The organism is Pedobacter sp. FW305-3-2-15-E-R2A2, from assembly GCF_038446955.1.
Taxonomy (GTDB): Bacteria; Bacteroidota; Bacteroidia; order Sphingobacteriales; family Sphingobacteriaceae; genus Pedobacter.
In genome coordinates this window covers 2,306,199-2,322,642 of sequence record NZ_CP151803.1, presented here as the reverse complement: position 1 = coordinate 2,322,642, position 16,444 = coordinate 2,306,199, and the positions used below count along the sequence as shown (strand labels likewise).

The window sequence follows — 16,444 nt, the reverse complement described above, 5'->3', positions numbered from 1 at the left end:
ATAAGATTAAAATTAAGGATGAAGAATTGCCCAACCCTCACTTTGGCGGATGATCAGTTCTCCGTTACCGCTAGGCACAAAGGAAATAAAGCTATAAAGTTCATCTTTTCCAATGTTGCGCTCTTTGAGCGTATTCTCACACTGCGCAAGTAAAACACCTTTTTTTTGGAGTTCCAGAAGCTGCTGTTCATAGGCTGAATCTTTTTTAAATGCAACAACACCTCCGCCATGAACAACCAATTCCACCTTAAGCTTTCCTTTCAGCCTTGGGTCTTGTAAAGCATTGTTGATATTTTTTAACGTAGCAACAATCTTCTTGTCATCTTCTGTATTCAACTGATATACCACCTTATAGATTTTCTTTACTGCAATGGCTCCATGGAAGGGTTTCGATACGTCTTGCTTTTCCTGAGCTACCGCATTTAAGCTGAACAGCAAAGCAGCTGTGACCGCCAGGAATTTAATTTTTTTCATAGGATCTTTAGTTTATTTTGAGTTATTGATGAGTTGTACCATTGGCTTGAATGGCCCGTATTTGTGTTGCCGCTCTGTAAATCTATCACTATAGGGCCCATAGGGATAATCAACCGGTTTTTTCGAAATGTCTTTCCAATCGTCCGCCTGATTTTTATGAGGTCTGGGTTGCGAATTTACGAAAGCAGCGATGTCCCATGATTCCTCATCTGTCAATAGCTGATTTTCGTAAGATGCGCCAAAAGGCATATTATTTTTAACGTATCCTGCAAAATTGGAAATTCTGTACAAGCCTGCGGCATCATTATAACTTTGCGGTCCCCATAAAGGAGGATACACAAAGGAATTTTTATCTTCTGTCAATATCCCCTCGCCCTTAGCACCATGACAAGAGCTGCATTTTGATTGATAAATCAAAGCTCCCCTTACCGGATCAGCTGCCCGGTCAAGATACGCGAGCTTTTCCAGTCCTGCGCCCTGTGGAATGCTGTCTTTTTTTACGCCTGTCCCCAAAAACCTGATGTATGCGACCATTGCGTTCATTTCCGCAGGTCCAGGTCTGCTGCCATTAAGGCTTCTTTCAAAGCAATCTGAAATGCGCTTCACGATCGTTTCCTTAGTTCCTGATCTTGCCCTGAACTTTGGATAAGTAGAATAAACAGCTGAATAATTATTTCCAAATGGTTTAGTGCCAGCATCCATATGGCAATTCTGACAATTCATACCATTAGTCAGTTTTCCAACCGTACCATTAGGTCCTAAATACCTGGAAGTATTGGCAATCAGGTCTCTGCCATATTCCACCAATTTCTTTTCATCCTCATCTGTTAGGGAACTAATGTCCGGAGCTTTCCACATCGTCTTTTTTCTAGTTTCTTCGAATGATGATGCAGGATCTTTACCTTCCACTTTAGCCAATAAAGAAGATTCAGGGAGTATATTAACGACCACCATACCGACCATCAAGCCTAACATTACAACGATAAGTAAGATGACTACAATCAGGCCACGGCGAAGCTGTTTTAAAATATCTTCCATTATTTTCAGGGTTTTCACAGCAGCTAATAGCTTTTACTGCCTGACAAAAGTGGATGAAACCGGAATGAAGAAGAAATTCAATAATGTTATCGCCTATAACAAAAAGTTATCAGAAAACACAAAATATTTAACCTATATAATAGATAGATTTTATTAAAGATCAAGCCGTATTTTACGACAAGGTGTTTTTTGGGTTTTTTAAGTATACTTTTCCTATCCTACTTAACTTTCGTTCCCATCTTCAAGATTGGTGATCTGGCTGTCAAAAGCAGCATAAAACATCTATCATAAAATTATGTTTCAATTTTTGACGCTACCCTATTTTTTGCTGATGGTTAAAGAATAAGCGGGTAATCGGAATCAGTAATAAACCGCAAAGTGCGAAGATGATGAAAGAAACCCTCAGGTTGAAAGCGTGTGCGAGATAGCCGATCAATGGTGGTCCCAATAACATCCCTGTAATAGAATAGGTGGCAATAATAGAGATTGCCATTCCCGGGGAATATTTTTTTGAAGCTCCTGCCAGTGCATAAGACATGGGAATGATGGAGGCCGTACCAAAACCTACCAATGAAAAGCCCGCCATAGCCGTCCAGAAAGTCGGAAAGATAATCGCAAGGCTAATACCGGATATAATAAAGGCCGCACTCATAATATAAGTTTTAGGCATTCCAAATCTGGCAATAATAATATCTGAGAGGAATCTGGAAGCTGCCATAAAGGTCATAAAGATCAGGTAACCATAAGTAAAGATTTCTACTTTGATAATTTCCTGAAAATAGATTCCACTCCAGTCAAACATCCCTCCTTCACAGATGGCGCATAAAAACACCACTACTCCAAGGTAAAAGATATACGGGTCAGGTTTGCTTATAATGAGCTTATTTCCCGTTTTAGAGCGATCACCACCAAGTAAGAACTGATAAGAATATACGGTTACCAATAGCATAATGGCCGCTACAATAGAAAAATGGAGGTGAATAGATACATTTAAGCTCAACAATAAGGTAGAGAGCAAAATTCCCGCGATTCCACCGATGCTCCAGTATCCATGAAACGAGCCGATGATCTTCTTGTCAAATTGCTTCTGAAGGGTCAATGCCTGCGTGTTTACAGAAATGTTAAAGATCCGCGTAGTGAAAGCAAACAGGACCACCGCCACAACAAGGCTATAGACATTTTGGGCAAAACCAATTAATGCCAGGGAAAAAGCATTCAATGCATATCCGCCAGCCAATGGTACTTTACTATTGAACCTGGAAATCAACCAGCCTGAAATGGGAAGCCCCAGCAAGGAGCCAACTGGCAGTGCCAGTAAGATGCTCCCCAGCTCCGCTTCATTAAAGTCGAATGTTGTTTTTATCGTTGGAATTCTCGATGCCCAGGTGGCAAAGCTAAAACCTGAAATAAAAAAAAACAGACTTAGGAAGAAACGGTGTTTTTGCTTGGAAATCATTGGGGGTTATTTTTATGCTGCAAATTTAGCAATTCATTTTGGTCCATCCCCTTAATCAGGCATAGAATATAGATTTCATTTGTACCGCTTCAGTTCCCGTTTATCTCATTTTCATTACAAATCAACTTATTAAGTAGAATTGTTCTAAATAACTTGCGTAGCTAGTGTAAAATTTACACTTTTGCGGCAGGGATTAGAATCAGTCTAAATTGAAATTACTTTACAAACACTTACCAGTCATAGCATTATGCATGCTTAGTCTGCATAGCTATGCGCAAAAAACATCGATCAACATACAGGGCTCGGTTAGGGATGAGCAGAACAAACCTTTGGATTTTGTAACCGTTAAGCTCAAGGAGGCAGATCGGGTTACCTATACCGACCGGGAGGGAAAATTCAACTTTTACCTTAACCCGGGCGAATTAAAAACCCTTTCTCTTTCTATAGCAATGGTAGGAATGGCGGGTAAAGACACGTCAATTGTGCTCGCCAATTTCTCAAAGGAACTTCATATCGTACTCAAAAACTTAACGCTGAAACTGAACGAAGTTCAGATCAGTGAAGAAAGAAAAATTCTTTCTTCTAATTCTTCCATCCTATTTGGAAGACAGGCCATAGAACAGATCCAGGCATTTAGTCTGGCAGACATCCTCAATAACCTGCCTGGTAAAACGATCACTCCACCCGATCTTCAGAAGCCACTCAGCATCACTTTAAGGGGACAAGCCTCAGATCTACACGGCATGAACAATGCGATGGGTGTGGCCATTATCATGGATGATATCCAGCAATCGAACAATGCCAACATGCAGAATCGAAGTGTCGGAAAATGGGGAATGATGAGTTCAGGAATTAACAATAGAACTTATGGAGGCTTTGATGTCGCCTTTTCAGGCATTGACATCAGGGAAATTCCGGCAGACAATATCGAAAGTATAGAAGTCATATCCGGAGTTGCCCCCGCAAAATATGGAGACTTAACAGACGGTGCGGTGATCATCAACCGCAAAGCAGGGAGAACTAATTATCAGTTTACCTCCAGAATCAATGCTGCAACCAGCAATTTTGCCCTATCCAAAGGCTTCCAGTTACCTGGAAAATCCGGTGCATTAAACCTCTCTCTAAACTACCTGCTCAGCGAACAGGATCCCAGTGATCCGCTGAAATCATATAAAAGAATCAGTACAGGCTTAATGTGGAGTACGAAGCTATCGAAAACGATCAAGAACACCATTTCTTTTGATTACAACACACGCCTTGACAATGTTAAAAAAGATCCTGATGTAGGACAGGATTACATGACTTATGCAAAAACAAGAAATCTGTCGGTATCCAACAGAACATCTATTCAAATTAATGGAGCCATAGTCAAATCGTTAGATTTCAGCGCAGGTTACAGTTCCGCTTTTCAGGAAACCTATAATCAACAATACCTGAACGGCCCACCCGAAGCAATTGCAGATAAAGATACCATAGGCCTATACGAAGGCTATTTTATTCCAGGAAATTTTGTAGCTGTAGATCATGTTAAGGGCAATCCTAAAAACCTGAATGCTAACCTCAGCTTAAATAACGAATTTACAACAGGCAAGCTCATTCACAGGTTAAGTATGGGCCTTAACGCTTATTATTCAGCAAACAGTGGCCAGGGCGTTATCGTAGACCCTACCACCCCCCGCTGGGCAAACCAATCCTACCAAAACGAAAGGCCGTATGATTACGAGTCCCTCCCTTCTATATTCAATTACAGCCTTTATTTACAGGATGGCTTTCAATTCGACTTTCTAAAAAGACCAATGAACGTGAATGCAGGACTCCGTTACGACATTCAGAACAATATAGGAACCTTACAGCCCAGGGTAAACATGAATTATGCCCTTGCTAAAAACTTCGGCATCAACGCGGCATTCGGCCTCTCTACTAAATCGCCAGGCCTTTCTCTCCGATATCCAGCCCCGGTTTATTTTGATCTTCCAGTACACAACTCCTATACAGGATACGCAATCGAAAGCCTTTACCTCGTTTACACCGACAAGATCATCCCGGATAACAGTAAATTAAAACCTGGCAGATCCAGTCAGCTTGAGCTTGGATTAACTTACAAAGACCACTTTTTCAATAGCTCACTAACCACTTATTACAAACAAAATAAAGACGGCTTTAGCAACAGGAACAATTACAGAACCTATACAACGGATGAATATACCTTCGTTTACCATCAGGGGCAACGTCCGGATTATTTCCCGAATGGGAAGAAAAAGGATTGGATTACCAATTACAACACCTCAGTCAATGACCTTAGCAGCAATAACTTCGGAATAGAATGGATCATCAGCACCAAAAAGATCTCCGCAATCCAAACCAGCTTTAACCTCAGCAACTCCTTCGGCTATTCCAGTTCCAAATCAGCCATGGAATACACTCAAAAAGCAAACGAGCAGTACACAAATGACAACTATAAAGGCTGGTTTGGGGTCTATAAAGGAAAAAGTACAGAAAACTACGTAATAACCAGCAAGTTATCTACCACTACACATATTCCCAAACTAGGATTTGTGATCAATCTCCGGGCAGATATTTTCTGGCAGAGCTACGAAAAAATACGGAACGACACCTACCTTCCAATCGCCTGGCTGGACAAAAACATGGTAAAGCATGAAATCCCCTCCTTTGACGCAAACAATCCGGACTATAATTACCTGGCACTAAGCTCTAAAGCAAACGCTGCAACCAAACAGCCATTCGTTTACACCAACTTAAGCATGTCTGTCGCTAAAGAAATAGGCAAACACATCAAAATGTCCCTAAGCGCCAATAACGTGTTTAATATCAGAAACAGATATTACAACCCCAATACAAATGATGTAGTAAACTATACTTACCCGGTAAGTGTAGGCGCAGAACTTTCCATTAAATTTTAAAATCAATAAAATGAAAAAAAAACAACTACTTTCTACCCTTTTTCTATCCATAGCGATGCTAACCGCATGCAAGAAAGACAATCCTGAAGCAGAAGCGATCTCCATATCTTTCCATGTCAAATTTGATGAGCAGGCAGCTGCGTTAGGACTATCTCCTGCAAATACGGAAATCACCATCACCAATCAAACCAATGGCCTTTCCAACAAGGGAAAAACAGATGCCAGTGGAAATGTTAAATTCGAAAGCATTACTCCCGGTAATTATAGCGTAGTTTCCAGCTTGACCATCAGCGCCGCTGATTACAGCATCGCATCGGGCTCCCTTACACAAGAAGATGTGGTGTTTAATGCCAACCTGAACCAGTTCCTCAATAAAGCCACTGGCAACTTAGAACTGGTACTCAAAACCGGCAGGCTTGGCGACTGGTTGCTGAAGCAAATTTATTACGGTGGCTCGCACAACATAAACGGAGCGGTATTCAGAGATCAGTTTATAGAAATATACAACAACTCGAATGCAGTAATGTATGCAGACAGCCTATACATCGGATTGGTAGCTGGTGTTGCAAATACAAATTCTGATGTTAGCAAATCCTGGTTTTTACCTTCCGGGCAATACAACTGGACAGACGCTTTAAATATGAATAATGCGAAAGCAAATACAGATTATGTATACCTGACCACGGCCGTACGAATTCCCGGAAACGGAAAACAATACCCTGTACAACCAGGAACAAGTATCATTATTGCACAAAATGCGATCAACCATAAAGTGCCTTATACAGACAACGCCGGAAAAGCCATCAGCGTAAAAAATCCGGAGCTGACCGTAGATTTAAGCAAAGCCGATTTTGAAGTTTACTACGGAGACCAGCCAGGCATTAACCGCCTTTCCTCGGATATTGACAACCCATTGGTTCCGAATTTAGAGGTGATATACCGGGTTTCAGACAGAGACTTTATATTAGACAACAATGGAAGAGAAGCGGTGGTGTTGTTTAAAACAACGGCAAACCTGAACAGCTATCCTAAATTCCCAACGCCGAATGTAAAAACCATAACCGGGGCCACTTCACAATACATTCAGATGCCAACCTCCATCCTTATCGATGGGGCAGAAATGGCCTATACTTTAGAAACCAAGCGTGTTCCGCACAGACTTCCAGCGACCATCGATGCAGGTTTCACTTTTTCTACCGGTGGACCATACAGCTCTCAATCCGTCATCAGGAAAACGAGTAAAACGGTAAATGGCAGAAGAATCCTTAAAGATTCGAACAACTCTTCACTGGATTTTGAATCCTTAACCAAGGCCGACCCAAGCAAAGCGGCTTTTAAATAATAATGAAAGTACAATTACTAGTTATACTATCCTTACTGTCGGCCGACTTATTTTCCCAGGAGAATAAGTCGGCGGATAGTGTATTTTTCTATGAGCAGCGAGAAAGACACTTTGAATTCAGCAAGCAAAACGCAACCCTGCTGCTGAAAAACACCGAAAATCAAATCGGAAAAGTTTCATTGATCTACGACTACAGCTCCGGAAATCTGAAAAATGCACAGCTGCCTGCCAGCAGCTCCAACATTCAGTTCAGCTCGGACGGAATCAGAACACTGGGCCGGTTAAAATTGTATGGAGATTTCAGCTATTCCAGAATCAAAGACCGTGGACTGGGAAACTCATTAAGAGGAGAAGAGATCGATGATCAGCCTTTCTATTACCTTGCTGAAAAAGAAAGTGATGTCCAGCGACAAAAGTACCATGCTAAAGGAATCATCAGTTATGAACTGATCAGGGACAAAATCTATCTTTCTTCCGGCTTTAACTACATCTATTACCTCGCAGACCGACCGGTTGACCCTAGAATGTCCATAAAATGGTTCGATTTTATCGTCAAACCTGAATTGACATGGGTAAACAAACATTTCCATCTCGGATTAAGTGGACTTTGGGGTTATGGGACAGAAAATACAGCCATAAAGTATAAAAACAAGGACTATTCCAATGGAAGTGCTTACCCTGACCGCATTACTTATCTCAACTACGGATACGGCTACACGAGAAAGATGTACGAAAATTTTTCACGCAGAAAACAGTACAAAGGATTGGGGGTTCATTTGGCAACAACGCTTGATTCCTGGAATACCTTGCTGAACCTGGATTATAAGGTAGCTGAAGACATCAATAATAAATCGTTAGAGTCTTCTTTAAAAGATCAGGTGTTTAGCACTTATCAAAGTGATCAACTGGAAGGACAGCTCCTGTTAACCCAACAAAAGGATCATCAGATTCAACAAATAGAAGCGACTTACCGTACCCTGATCGGCGAAGATTACCTGGAAGCCCTCGCCGCAAAGAATTACACCGCTAAAAATCAAATGGCTTATTTGTCCTATTCAAATTTGAAGACCAAAGGAAATCATTCCTTTGAATGGGGTGTACATACCCGTTATTTATCTGCTTACAAAAAAGACGCGATCACCAGTCATTTATTTGAATACAGCTACATACAACCAGGATTAAAAGCCGGATATTATCAGTCGAATCCCGGAAAATACAGGTTCTCGGCAATTGTCTCCCCATCTTTGATCCTTCCCTTGCAAACCATTGCCAATGTTGCAACAACCCAGGTAACGGAATTTACAACCACCGTCACTTATCCGGACTACGCCTTCCGAAAAATCACTTCAGGAAGGGTTGACCTTAAACTGCAATACATCAATCAAACATTCAGCAAAGATTTCAGAACCGGCATCACCTTAAACGCAGGGATGAGCAAAGCACTGGATAAACCAACCATTGAATATGACAGTAAATTTTTACCCGGAGATCAGCGGTTTTCTATGAATCTTTCCTTAAATCTTTATTTTTAGCCTATGAAAAAGGTCTTTTCTACCCTTAGCGGATTATTGTGCATTTTGTTATTTCTCTCCTTCAGGTCTTACGATTTTCTTCCTGATGATGAAATTCCAATAGACTCTTTGCGTAAGGTTTATTCCAAATCTCCGGATCAATGGCCAAAACCGAACCTGGATTCGGGAGTTAAATTTGTAGAATTAGGTGTACTCCCACCTTCCCCGCTGGAAGGACAAAAAGGAAAACTAAAAGGCATCATCGCATTGGGAAAAACATTATTCTTTGACCCACGCCTTTCAGGCTCCAATCAGATTTCCTGCTCCAGCTGCCACGCATCGGACTTAAACTGGACGGATGGCCGTGAGGTCGCAATCGGTCATGATCATGCCGCAGGGAAGCGGAATACGCCTACACTGGAAAATATATGGGCCTTCAAGAAGCTTTTCTGGGACGGCCGTTCGGAAGGACTGGAAGATCAGGCTGCAAATCCAATCAGCAATCCAATAGAGATGCACCAGGATTTGAAAAAGCTGCCCTCAAAATTAAAGCAGATCAAAGGTTATCAGCCCTTGTTCAGCGCCGCTTTCGGCGATAAAAAAGTAACAGAAGAACGGATCCTCTCCGCCCTTGCCACCTATCAAAGAACGATTGTAAGCAGAAAAGCAGATTTTGACTATTTTCTGGAAGGGAATAAAAAAAGAATGTCTGATCAGCAAATCCTGGGTTTGCATCTGTTCCGTACCAAAGCCCGTTGCGTCAATTGCCATAACGGACCGCTGTTTACGGACGGGGACTTTCACAATTTAGGACTGACCTATTACGGCCGGAAATACGAAGACCTTGGTTTGTATAACATCAGTAAAAAACCAGAGGATGTAGGAAAGTTCAGAACTCCGGGATTACGCAACGTGATGCGCACAGGTCCATGGTTCCACAATGGTTTATTTGACAATATGGAGGGCGTCATGAACATGTACAATGCAGGCATGCCTCACCAAAAGCGCAGACCGGGACAGGAAAATGATCCGCTATATCCAAAAAACGATAAGCTGCTCCGTGGCTTGATGTTGAGCAAAATGGAAAGAGATGCGATTATTTCTTTTATGGAGGCGATTTCCGGAGCGTCGTGGAAAGAACGATCGCCGGAATTGCCTCAGTAAACAGGCCTAATCAATAAATGATTTGCATAATGACAGCAGGAGATGTTATGTTTGTGGAAGGAAAAAATAAAACCATCCCATGAAACAAATATTCATCTGCCTGCTATTTTTTTGTTTAAAAGGATATGGACAGGAACTTAAAGAGTTCCGCCCTCCTGCCGGTTTCAAACAAGTAATGAAAGCAGAAGGAGATCTGGATAGGGATGGCATCAATGAATTGGTTTACGTCTATAATACCACCCGAAAAAGTGGAGAAGAGGGATTTTTCAGGGTGCTTTACCTCTGTAAAAAACAAAACGGGAAGCTGAAGCTATGGAAAGAGAATCACTCCGTGATCTGGGAATATGAACGTTATGGCCGCATCTTTGAAGAAGTTCCGGACCTGAACATGAGCATCAAAAACAACACCCTGATCGTTGAACAGGTTTTCAATTCCAACTCCAGGCATTCTCATAAATACAAAAGCATTCTCCGCTATCAAAATGGAGACTTTTACCTGATCGGTTCTACCTACAACGACTTCGACACCTGCGAATGGGACTTTCAGTACGACATCAATTTCTCTACCAAAAAGGTAAATATCGATTATACTTATGGAACATGTGAGGACGACAAAACCCCTCCTGAAGATGAATTCCTGAACTTCAGCTACCCGTTTAAAAAGATGCTAAAAATGGACGAATATATTCCCGGGCAAACGGAACATAAAATACCAGGCAAATCCAAATACTTTTATTACTAGCGCCATGCTGACCGGCTACCTTCCTGACCAGGCTATAAACATATTATTCGATTTTAATTTATGATTTCTAAAAAACAGCCTGCAAAGCGACCATTCGTGTTTTCCGGCAAAAATCAGGTACAGCTTTAGACTTTTTTCATGGTACAGCATCAAATGGACAAGATGACCTGCCACTGCCCAAAAGATTCAAAAAAAACAGCAGCTTTGTCTAAATAAAGTCATTATTTAAACCTTATAATTAATCTAAAAAATATTAATTATCAAAATTAAGTACATTTATTTAACCCGAAAATCACCTGCTTTCCGCTAAATAACCTTTCCGGCATTTCCCTTATTCCGCCTTCTTAACCTCTGTTTTCCATCTATACCCAGGCCTATATGACGCCGTACTAAGTCCACAGTAAGTCCACAGTGAGTCCACGGTGAGTCCACGTTTTACTGAAAAAAGCTGGACTCACCGTGGACCTACTATGGAGCAGCCCTGGATTCAGTACGAACTTAACTTTGACGAGACCTTAATTATGATTAACTTCAACTTAAATAAACCTAGAAAATATGGCAAGATTTAAAGGGAAATTTCTTATTGGTTCAATAGGCAACCTCACATTTAAGAAAAACAGAAAAGAACAGATCGTTCAGACCAAACCTGGAAAGAGAGGGATAAAACAGACCATAGCCACGAAAAAGACAGCCCTCGTGTTTGGCAAAGCGAGTAAATTCTCCAATTGCATCAGGACAAGTTTTAGTTGGTTAACCGGACGCAGTTATGATGGGGAAATGATCAACCGTTTAAACAAAGAGAACTTTGCGATCCTCAAGCAATGTTATCAGCCTGAAACGGAAAGGTACGAGTTTAAACCGGATAGTTTCAGAAGACTGAATGGTTTTGATTTTAACAACAATTCGCCGCTAAAGGATAGCTTATGGATAGAACTTTCCGTTCGGCTGGAGGAGCAGGAATTGCGGATTCAACTTCCATCCCTTGAAATTCCCGCTGACCTCAAATTCCCGAACCGCAGCAATACCTGCAACCTGATGTTAAAAGTCTACCTCCTATCGATCAGAACAGGCTTTGAGAAAGAGATAAACCTGGAAACCCTGCAAATTTCCAATGACCAGAAAACCCTGCCCGCCAGGGAATGGAAACTGGAAATCCCGGATGGATGTATCTGCGTTACCGGCATGGTCTTGGATTATTACCGCATTCAGGGGAATTTGATGACCGCGGTAAATCATAAGGAATTTAATCCGGCAGTGATTTTAAATGCGACCGTCAGCGATGGAGAATTTAACCTGCCCTGGGATTCCAGCTGGCAATATTCCAGATTCAGCTTCCAGCCCGATGTCGAAAATGAGGATGCCCCGAACGACCTTTCAAGTTCTGAAACGAAAACGGAATAAAATGACAACCGCTCCATCATGAAGGAAGCATCATCAGTATGCCGCAACAGAATTGAAACGTTACTCCCAGGAGCAACGTTTCTTTTTTTCAAAAAAATAATCTAGTTTTACAAAAAAACTTTAGGGGTGCCTTGCGCTGAGAAATACCCTTTGAACCTGATGCAGTTAGTACTGCCGAAGGGAAAAGTAGAAGCAACTTACGTTGCCGTCTTTTCATGCCTGTAAAAAGGTCATGCCTATAGTTTTTCCAATTTTTTAAAATATGGAAATAACTGTAAATCAAAAAAACTACCAGCTTAACGACACTTGTTCCCTGGAACAAATGCTAACAGAGGTCCTCAAAATTCCTGTTCAGGGAATTGCTGTGGCCATCAACCAAAACATTATTCCTAAAACCGACTGGCCCAAACGGGAACTTCAGGCCGGCGACCGCATCACGGTCATCAAAGCCACCCAGGGCGGCTAGACTCATCGAAACATACCAATTCCAACAAATAAATCTGCTTAACCAAGAAATCATAAATTATGAAACACGAAAAGACACCAGACGAACAAGTCATCAGCCGAACTCCTTTTCCGGCATCCAAAAAGATTTTTGTTAAAGGCCAGCTCCATGATATCCAGGTGGCAATGCGTGAAATTACGTTGAGTGATACCAAAATCCACAACGGATTTGGTGCTACAGAACCCAATCCACCGGTAACGATTTACGATACAAGCGGTCCTTACACAGACCCGAATGCAGATATCGACGTCAAACGCGGCTTACCAAAACTACGGGCAAGCTGGATCACCGACCGGAAAGATGTGGAACAACTGGATCACATTTCTTCAGATTATGGTCAGGAGCGCCTGGCAGACCCAAAACTGAACGAACTCCGCTTCGCCTACATCAACAAACCTTACAAGGCGACTCCCGGCAGCAATGTTTCTCAGATGCATTATGCCAAAAAGGGAATCATTACCGCCGAAATGGAATACATCGCCATCAGGGAAAATCAAAGGATCGATCTTTTGAATGAACAACTGGGCGCACAATACGGCGTAATGGCACATCAACATCAGGGACATAGCTTTGGCGCAAATACGCCAAAAGGATACATCACTCCGGAATTTGTCAGAGCGGAAGTGGCATCCGGAAGAGCAGTCATCCCTTGCAACATCAACCACCCGGAACTGGAACCCATGATCATCGGCCGGAACTTCCTGGTAAAGATCAATGCCAACATCGGAAATTCAGCAGTCACCTCTTCGATCGAAGAAGAAGTAGAAAAAGCGGTATGGGCCTGCAGGTGGGGCGCAGATACGATCATGGATCTATCTACGGGTAAGAATATCCATGAGACCAGAGAATGGATCATCCGCAACTCCCCTGTTCCGATTGGAACGGTTCCGATTTACCAGGCTTTGGAAAAAGTAAACGGCAAGGCCGAAGATCTAACCTGGGAATTGTTCAGGGATACCCTGATCGAGCAGGCAGAACAAGGGGTGGATTATTTTACCATCCATGCCGGTGTACGCCTTCGCTATATCCCTATGACCGCAAAAAGGGTGACAGGCATTGTATCCCGGGGCGGATCTATCATGGCAAAATGGTGTCTTGCACATCATAAAGAAAGTTTCCTGTACACTCATTTTGAAGAAATCTGCGAAATCATGAAAGCTTATGATGTTGCTTTCTCACTGGGCGACGGCTTAAGACCGGGTTGCATCGCAGATGCAAACGACGAAGCGCAATTCGCAGAACTGGAAACCCTGGGTGAACTGACCAAGATCGCCTGGAAACACGACATCCAAACCATCATCGAAGGTCCGGGACATGTACCGATGCACCTGATCAAGGAAAATATGGAGAAACAACTGGAACATTGTTCTGAAGCCCCATTTTATACCTTAGGTCCGCTAACGACTGATATCGCCCCTGGCTATGACCACATCACTTCTGCAATTGGCGCTGCGATGATCGGATGGTTCGGAACCGCGATGTTGTGCTATGTAACACCTAAAGAACACCTCGGACTGCCCAACAAGAAAGATGTGAAGGATGGCGTGATCACCTACAAGATCGCGGCACATGCTGCTGATCTTGCCAAAGGACATCCAGGCGCGCAGTACCGCGACAATGCATTGAGCAAGGCGAGGTTTGAGTTCCGATGGGAAGATCAGTTTAACCTTTCCCTGGATCCGGATACGGCAAAAGAGTTTCACGATGAAACCCTTCCTGCAGATGGTGCCAAGATCGCACACTTCTGCTCGATGTGCGGGCCGAACTTCTGCTCGATGAAAATCACACAGGATGTGAGGGACTATGCGGCCAAACAAGGAGTAGACGAAGCGGATGCTTTGAGCAAAGGCATGGCCGAGAAATCTAAAGAGTTCACAGAGAAGGGCAGCGAAATTTATTTGTAATTGGAACTGATCGTCATTTCTAAACCAAGCTTTTTTGAAGGGGAAGCAGCACTCATCAACCAACTTTTTGAGTCGGGGATGGAGCGCTTTCACCTGCGGAAAGAGGGGGCAGAAAAACACGAATATGAAGAACTGCTGGGCAACATCCATCCGGAATATCTGGAGCGTGTTGCCTTGCACCAGTTCCATGAACTTGCCGCTGATTTCGGAATTCAAAGACTCCATTTTCCGGAGGCACAAAGGAAGAGCGGGCAACACCTGCTTCTTCGCAGTTCTGAGGCACAAAACTTAAGTACTTCTATACATCAAACAAATCAATTGGCTGATTTAGAAAATTTTAAATATACTTTTTACGGACCAGTATTCCAGAGCATCTCCAAAAAAGATTACCCTTCTGTGGTTCCGGATGGATTTAGACTAAGGAATCCAGAGGGGCCTAAAGTCATCGCCCTTGGCGGGATCACACCTGAAAAAATTGACCTGGTCAGACAGATGGGTTTTGACGGCGCCGCCATTTTGGGGCTGCTTTGGACCGTACCGGAACTGGCCGTAAATCATTTCAAAAAAAGCTTAGAAAAATGTCAGACCACAGACCCTATGTAATCAGCATCGCCGGCTTTGACCCCAGCGCCGGAGCAGGAGTCCTCTCCGATCTGAAGTGCTTCGAAGCACATCGGGTTTACGGCTTTGGGATTTGCTCCGCCCTGACGATTCAGACGGATTCAGATTTTTTAAAAAATGACTGGCTCAGTGCCACGCAGATCATCGACCAGCTCCATCCATTGTTAAAAAAGTTCGAGGTTCCGGTGGCCAAAATCGGATTGATTCAGGACCTCGGCACCCTGGAAGAAGTCTGCATTCATTTGAAGCAGCTCAATCCGGAGATTAAAATTGTCGTAGACCCGATTTTAAAGGCCAGTGCCGGATATAAATTCCATGAATGGAATACGGAGGCCGAAAAATTAAAAAGTGTCTTAAAACGGCTCTATTTGATTACTCCTAATTTTCAGGAAATGAAAAGTCTTGGAGAAGGCCGGGAGGTACATTCACTAAGCGAAGAGTGGTCGGAGCATGTTGCCGTACTGCTGAAGGGCGGCCACAATCCGGATGCACCGGGCTGGGATTTTCTCTATACCGGGAAACAACGTCTGGAGCTGAAGCCGGAACAGACAGAGGTCTTTCAGAAACATGGTTCCGGATGCGTACTCTCCGCCGCCATCACCGCCCGCCTTGCCCTGGGAAATTCCCTCGCCGAAGCCTGCCTTCAGGCCAAGCAATACACCTATACTTTTCTTCACAGTAACACCAGCCTTTTGGGCTACCATTCCTCATGATAGACAGACTACATTACATCTCCCAATCCAGTGCAGAACTCAGCCATTTGGAGGCCATAGAACAGGTCCTGAATGCCGGCGGAAAATGGATTCAGCTCCGGGTAAAAGACCAGTCAGAAATAGAAGTTTTAAACCTGGCTAAAGCTGCAAACGAGCTCTGCAAAAAATTTGCAGCCCACTTAATTATCAACGATTTTCCGGAGGTTTCCAAGGCCGTTTTTGCCCATGGATTACATTTAGGATTAAATGATATGAGCATCATAAAGGCCAGATTAATAACAGGTAATAAAATTACAATAGGTGGAACTGCAAACACTTTTGCAGACATCCAAAAAAGAGTTGCAGAAGGGGCCGATTATATCGGTTTAGGCCCCTACCGCTTCACGGGTACGAAGAAAAATTTAAGCCCGGTTCTCGGACTGGAAGGCTATGCAGAAATCATGAAACAAGTCAAAAAGTCAGGCATTAATATACCGATAATTGCCATTGGCGGAATCACTCCGGAAGACCTTCCGGCACTCCTGAAAACAGGGCTCTACGGGGTCGCTGTCTCGGGCGCATTAACCGGAAAACCCGATGCCCGGGAACGGATAAAAAACATGTATACTGAGCTCGAAAAACACCCGGTTCCACACTCCCTAAACCCTTAAAG

Annotated in this window: 14 protein-coding genes and 1 riboswitch; of the genes, 11 read left to right on the top strand and 3 right to left on the bottom strand. The window is 43.0% G+C overall.

The genetic code is table 11. The annotated features are described in order from the left end of the window. Positions 1-12: 12 nt before the first annotated feature. The 3 genes from AAFF35_RS09625 to AAFF35_RS09615 all read right to left on the bottom strand — a co-directional run bounded on the left by AAFF35_RS09625 (position 13) and on the right by AAFF35_RS09615 (position 2,968). The gene (locus tag AAFF35_RS09625) at positions 13-474 is read right to left on the bottom strand and encodes a DsrE family protein (RefSeq protein ID WP_342332232.1); all 462 of its coding nucleotides are present in this window, start codon (positions 472-474) and stop codon (positions 13-15) included. 12 nt (positions 475-486) lie between these two features. Further along, positions 487-1,512, bottom strand: a complete 1,026-nt coding sequence (locus tag AAFF35_RS09620) for a c-type cytochrome (RefSeq protein WP_342332231.1) — start codon at positions 1,510-1,512, stop codon at positions 487-489. 313 nt (positions 1,513-1,825) lie between these two features. Continuing rightward, positions 1,826-2,968, bottom strand: coding sequence for an MFS transporter (locus AAFF35_RS09615; protein ID WP_342332230.1), 1,143 nt, complete (start codon positions 2,966-2,968; stop codon positions 1,826-1,828). Positions 2,969-3,219: 251 nt separating this feature from the next. Between AAFF35_RS09615 and AAFF35_RS09610 the strand changes: the two genes are divergently transcribed. The 11 genes from AAFF35_RS09610 to AAFF35_RS09560 all read left to right on the top strand — a co-directional run bounded on the left by AAFF35_RS09610 (position 3,220) and on the right by AAFF35_RS09560 (position 16,442). Next, complete coding sequence (locus AAFF35_RS09610) at positions 3,220-5,889, top strand: TonB-dependent receptor (RefSeq protein ID WP_342332229.1); 2,670 nt, start codon at positions 3,220-3,222, stop codon at positions 5,887-5,889. A 10-nt stretch (positions 5,890-5,899) separates the two neighbouring features. Next, positions 5,900-7,231 (top strand): DUF4876 domain-containing protein, encoded by a 1,332-nt coding sequence (locus AAFF35_RS09605; protein ID WP_342332228.1) that lies wholly within the window; start codon positions 5,900-5,902, stop codon positions 7,229-7,231. Positions 7,232-7,233: 2 nt separating this feature from the next. Then, entirely contained in the window at positions 7,234-8,763 is a 1,530-nt protein-coding gene (locus AAFF35_RS09600) for a DUF6850 family outer membrane beta-barrel protein (RefSeq protein ID WP_342332227.1), read from the top strand. 3 nt (positions 8,764-8,766) lie between these two features. Next, the gene (locus tag AAFF35_RS09595) at positions 8,767-9,906 is read left to right on the top strand and encodes a cytochrome c peroxidase (protein ID WP_342332226.1); all 1,140 of its coding nucleotides are present in this window, start codon (positions 8,767-8,769) and stop codon (positions 9,904-9,906) included. 79 nt (positions 9,907-9,985) lie between these two features. Next, positions 9,986-10,648 (top strand): hypothetical protein, encoded by a 663-nt coding sequence (locus AAFF35_RS09590; protein WP_342332225.1) that lies wholly within the window; start codon positions 9,986-9,988, stop codon positions 10,646-10,648. Between the two features lie 555 nt (positions 10,649-11,203). Next, a complete protein-coding gene (locus AAFF35_RS09585) occupies positions 11,204-12,049 on the top strand; it encodes a hypothetical protein (RefSeq protein ID WP_342332224.1) in 846 nt (281 codons plus the stop codon). Positions 12,050-12,161: 112 nt separating this feature from the next. Further along, positions 12,162-12,249: riboswitch (TPP riboswitch) on the top strand. Between the two features lie 62 nt (positions 12,250-12,311). Then, positions 12,312-12,515, top strand: coding sequence for a sulfur carrier protein ThiS (gene thiS, locus AAFF35_RS09580; protein WP_342332223.1), 204 nt, complete (start codon positions 12,312-12,314; stop codon positions 12,513-12,515). A gap of 59 nt (positions 12,516-12,574) precedes the next feature. After that, positions 12,575-14,458, top strand: a complete 1,884-nt coding sequence (thiC, locus tag AAFF35_RS09575; RefSeq protein ID WP_342332222.1) for a phosphomethylpyrimidine synthase ThiC — start codon at positions 12,575-12,577, stop codon at positions 14,456-14,458. Further along, a complete protein-coding gene (locus AAFF35_RS09570; protein ID WP_342332221.1) occupies positions 14,459-15,061 on the top strand; it encodes a thiamine phosphate synthase in 603 nt (200 codons plus the stop codon). After that, the gene (locus AAFF35_RS09565; RefSeq protein ID WP_342332220.1) at positions 15,037-15,792 is read left to right on the top strand and encodes a hydroxymethylpyrimidine/phosphomethylpyrimidine kinase; all 756 of its coding nucleotides are present in this window, start codon (positions 15,037-15,039) and stop codon (positions 15,790-15,792) included. The genes AAFF35_RS09570 and AAFF35_RS09565 overlap by 25 nt, the downstream gene beginning before the upstream one ends. Beyond that, positions 15,789-16,442: a thiamine phosphate synthase gene (locus AAFF35_RS09560; protein ID WP_342332219.1), complete on the top strand. Its 654-nt coding sequence runs from the start codon at positions 15,789-15,791 to the stop codon at positions 16,440-16,442. The genes AAFF35_RS09565 and AAFF35_RS09560 overlap by 4 nt, the downstream gene beginning before the upstream one ends. Positions 16,443-16,444: the final 2 nt, after the last annotated feature.

What these genes read in the sequence shown, in the direction of transcription:
- AAFF35_RS09625 (WP_342332232.1), bottom strand. Translation starts at nt 474, where the DNA reads ATGAAAAAAATTAAATTCCTGGCGGTCACAGCTGCTTTGCTGTTCAGC.
- AAFF35_RS09620 (WP_342332231.1), bottom strand. Translation starts at nt 1,512, where the DNA reads ATGGAAGATATTTTAAAACAGCTTCGCCGTGGCCTGATTGTAGTCATC.
- AAFF35_RS09615 (WP_342332230.1), bottom strand. Translation starts at nt 2,968, where the DNA reads ATGATTTCCAAGCAAAAACACCGTTTCTTCCTAAGTCTGTTTTTTTTT.
- AAFF35_RS09610 (WP_342332229.1), top strand. Translation starts at nt 3,220, where the DNA reads ATGCTTAGTCTGCATAGCTATGCGCAAAAAACATCGATCAACATACAG.
- AAFF35_RS09605 (WP_342332228.1), top strand. Translation starts at nt 5,900, where the DNA reads ATGAAAAAAAAACAACTACTTTCTACCCTTTTTCTATCCATAGCGATG.
- AAFF35_RS09600 (WP_342332227.1), top strand. Translation starts at nt 7,234, where the DNA reads ATGAAAGTACAATTACTAGTTATACTATCCTTACTGTCGGCCGACTTA.
- AAFF35_RS09595 (WP_342332226.1), top strand. Translation starts at nt 8,767, where the DNA reads ATGAAAAAGGTCTTTTCTACCCTTAGCGGATTATTGTGCATTTTGTTA.
- AAFF35_RS09590 (WP_342332225.1), top strand. Translation starts at nt 9,986, where the DNA reads ATGAAACAAATATTCATCTGCCTGCTATTTTTTTGTTTAAAAGGATAT.
- AAFF35_RS09585 (WP_342332224.1), top strand. Translation starts at nt 11,204, where the DNA reads ATGGCAAGATTTAAAGGGAAATTTCTTATTGGTTCAATAGGCAACCTC.
- thiS (WP_342332223.1), top strand. Translation starts at nt 12,312, where the DNA reads ATGGAAATAACTGTAAATCAAAAAAACTACCAGCTTAACGACACTTGT.
- thiC (WP_342332222.1), top strand. Translation starts at nt 12,575, where the DNA reads ATGAAACACGAAAAGACACCAGACGAACAAGTCATCAGCCGAACTCCT.
- AAFF35_RS09565 (WP_342332220.1), top strand. Translation starts at nt 15,037, where the DNA reads ATGTCAGACCACAGACCCTATGTAATCAGCATCGCCGGCTTTGACCCC.
- AAFF35_RS09560 (WP_342332219.1), top strand. Translation starts at nt 15,789, where the DNA reads ATGATAGACAGACTACATTACATCTCCCAATCCAGTGCAGAACTCAGC.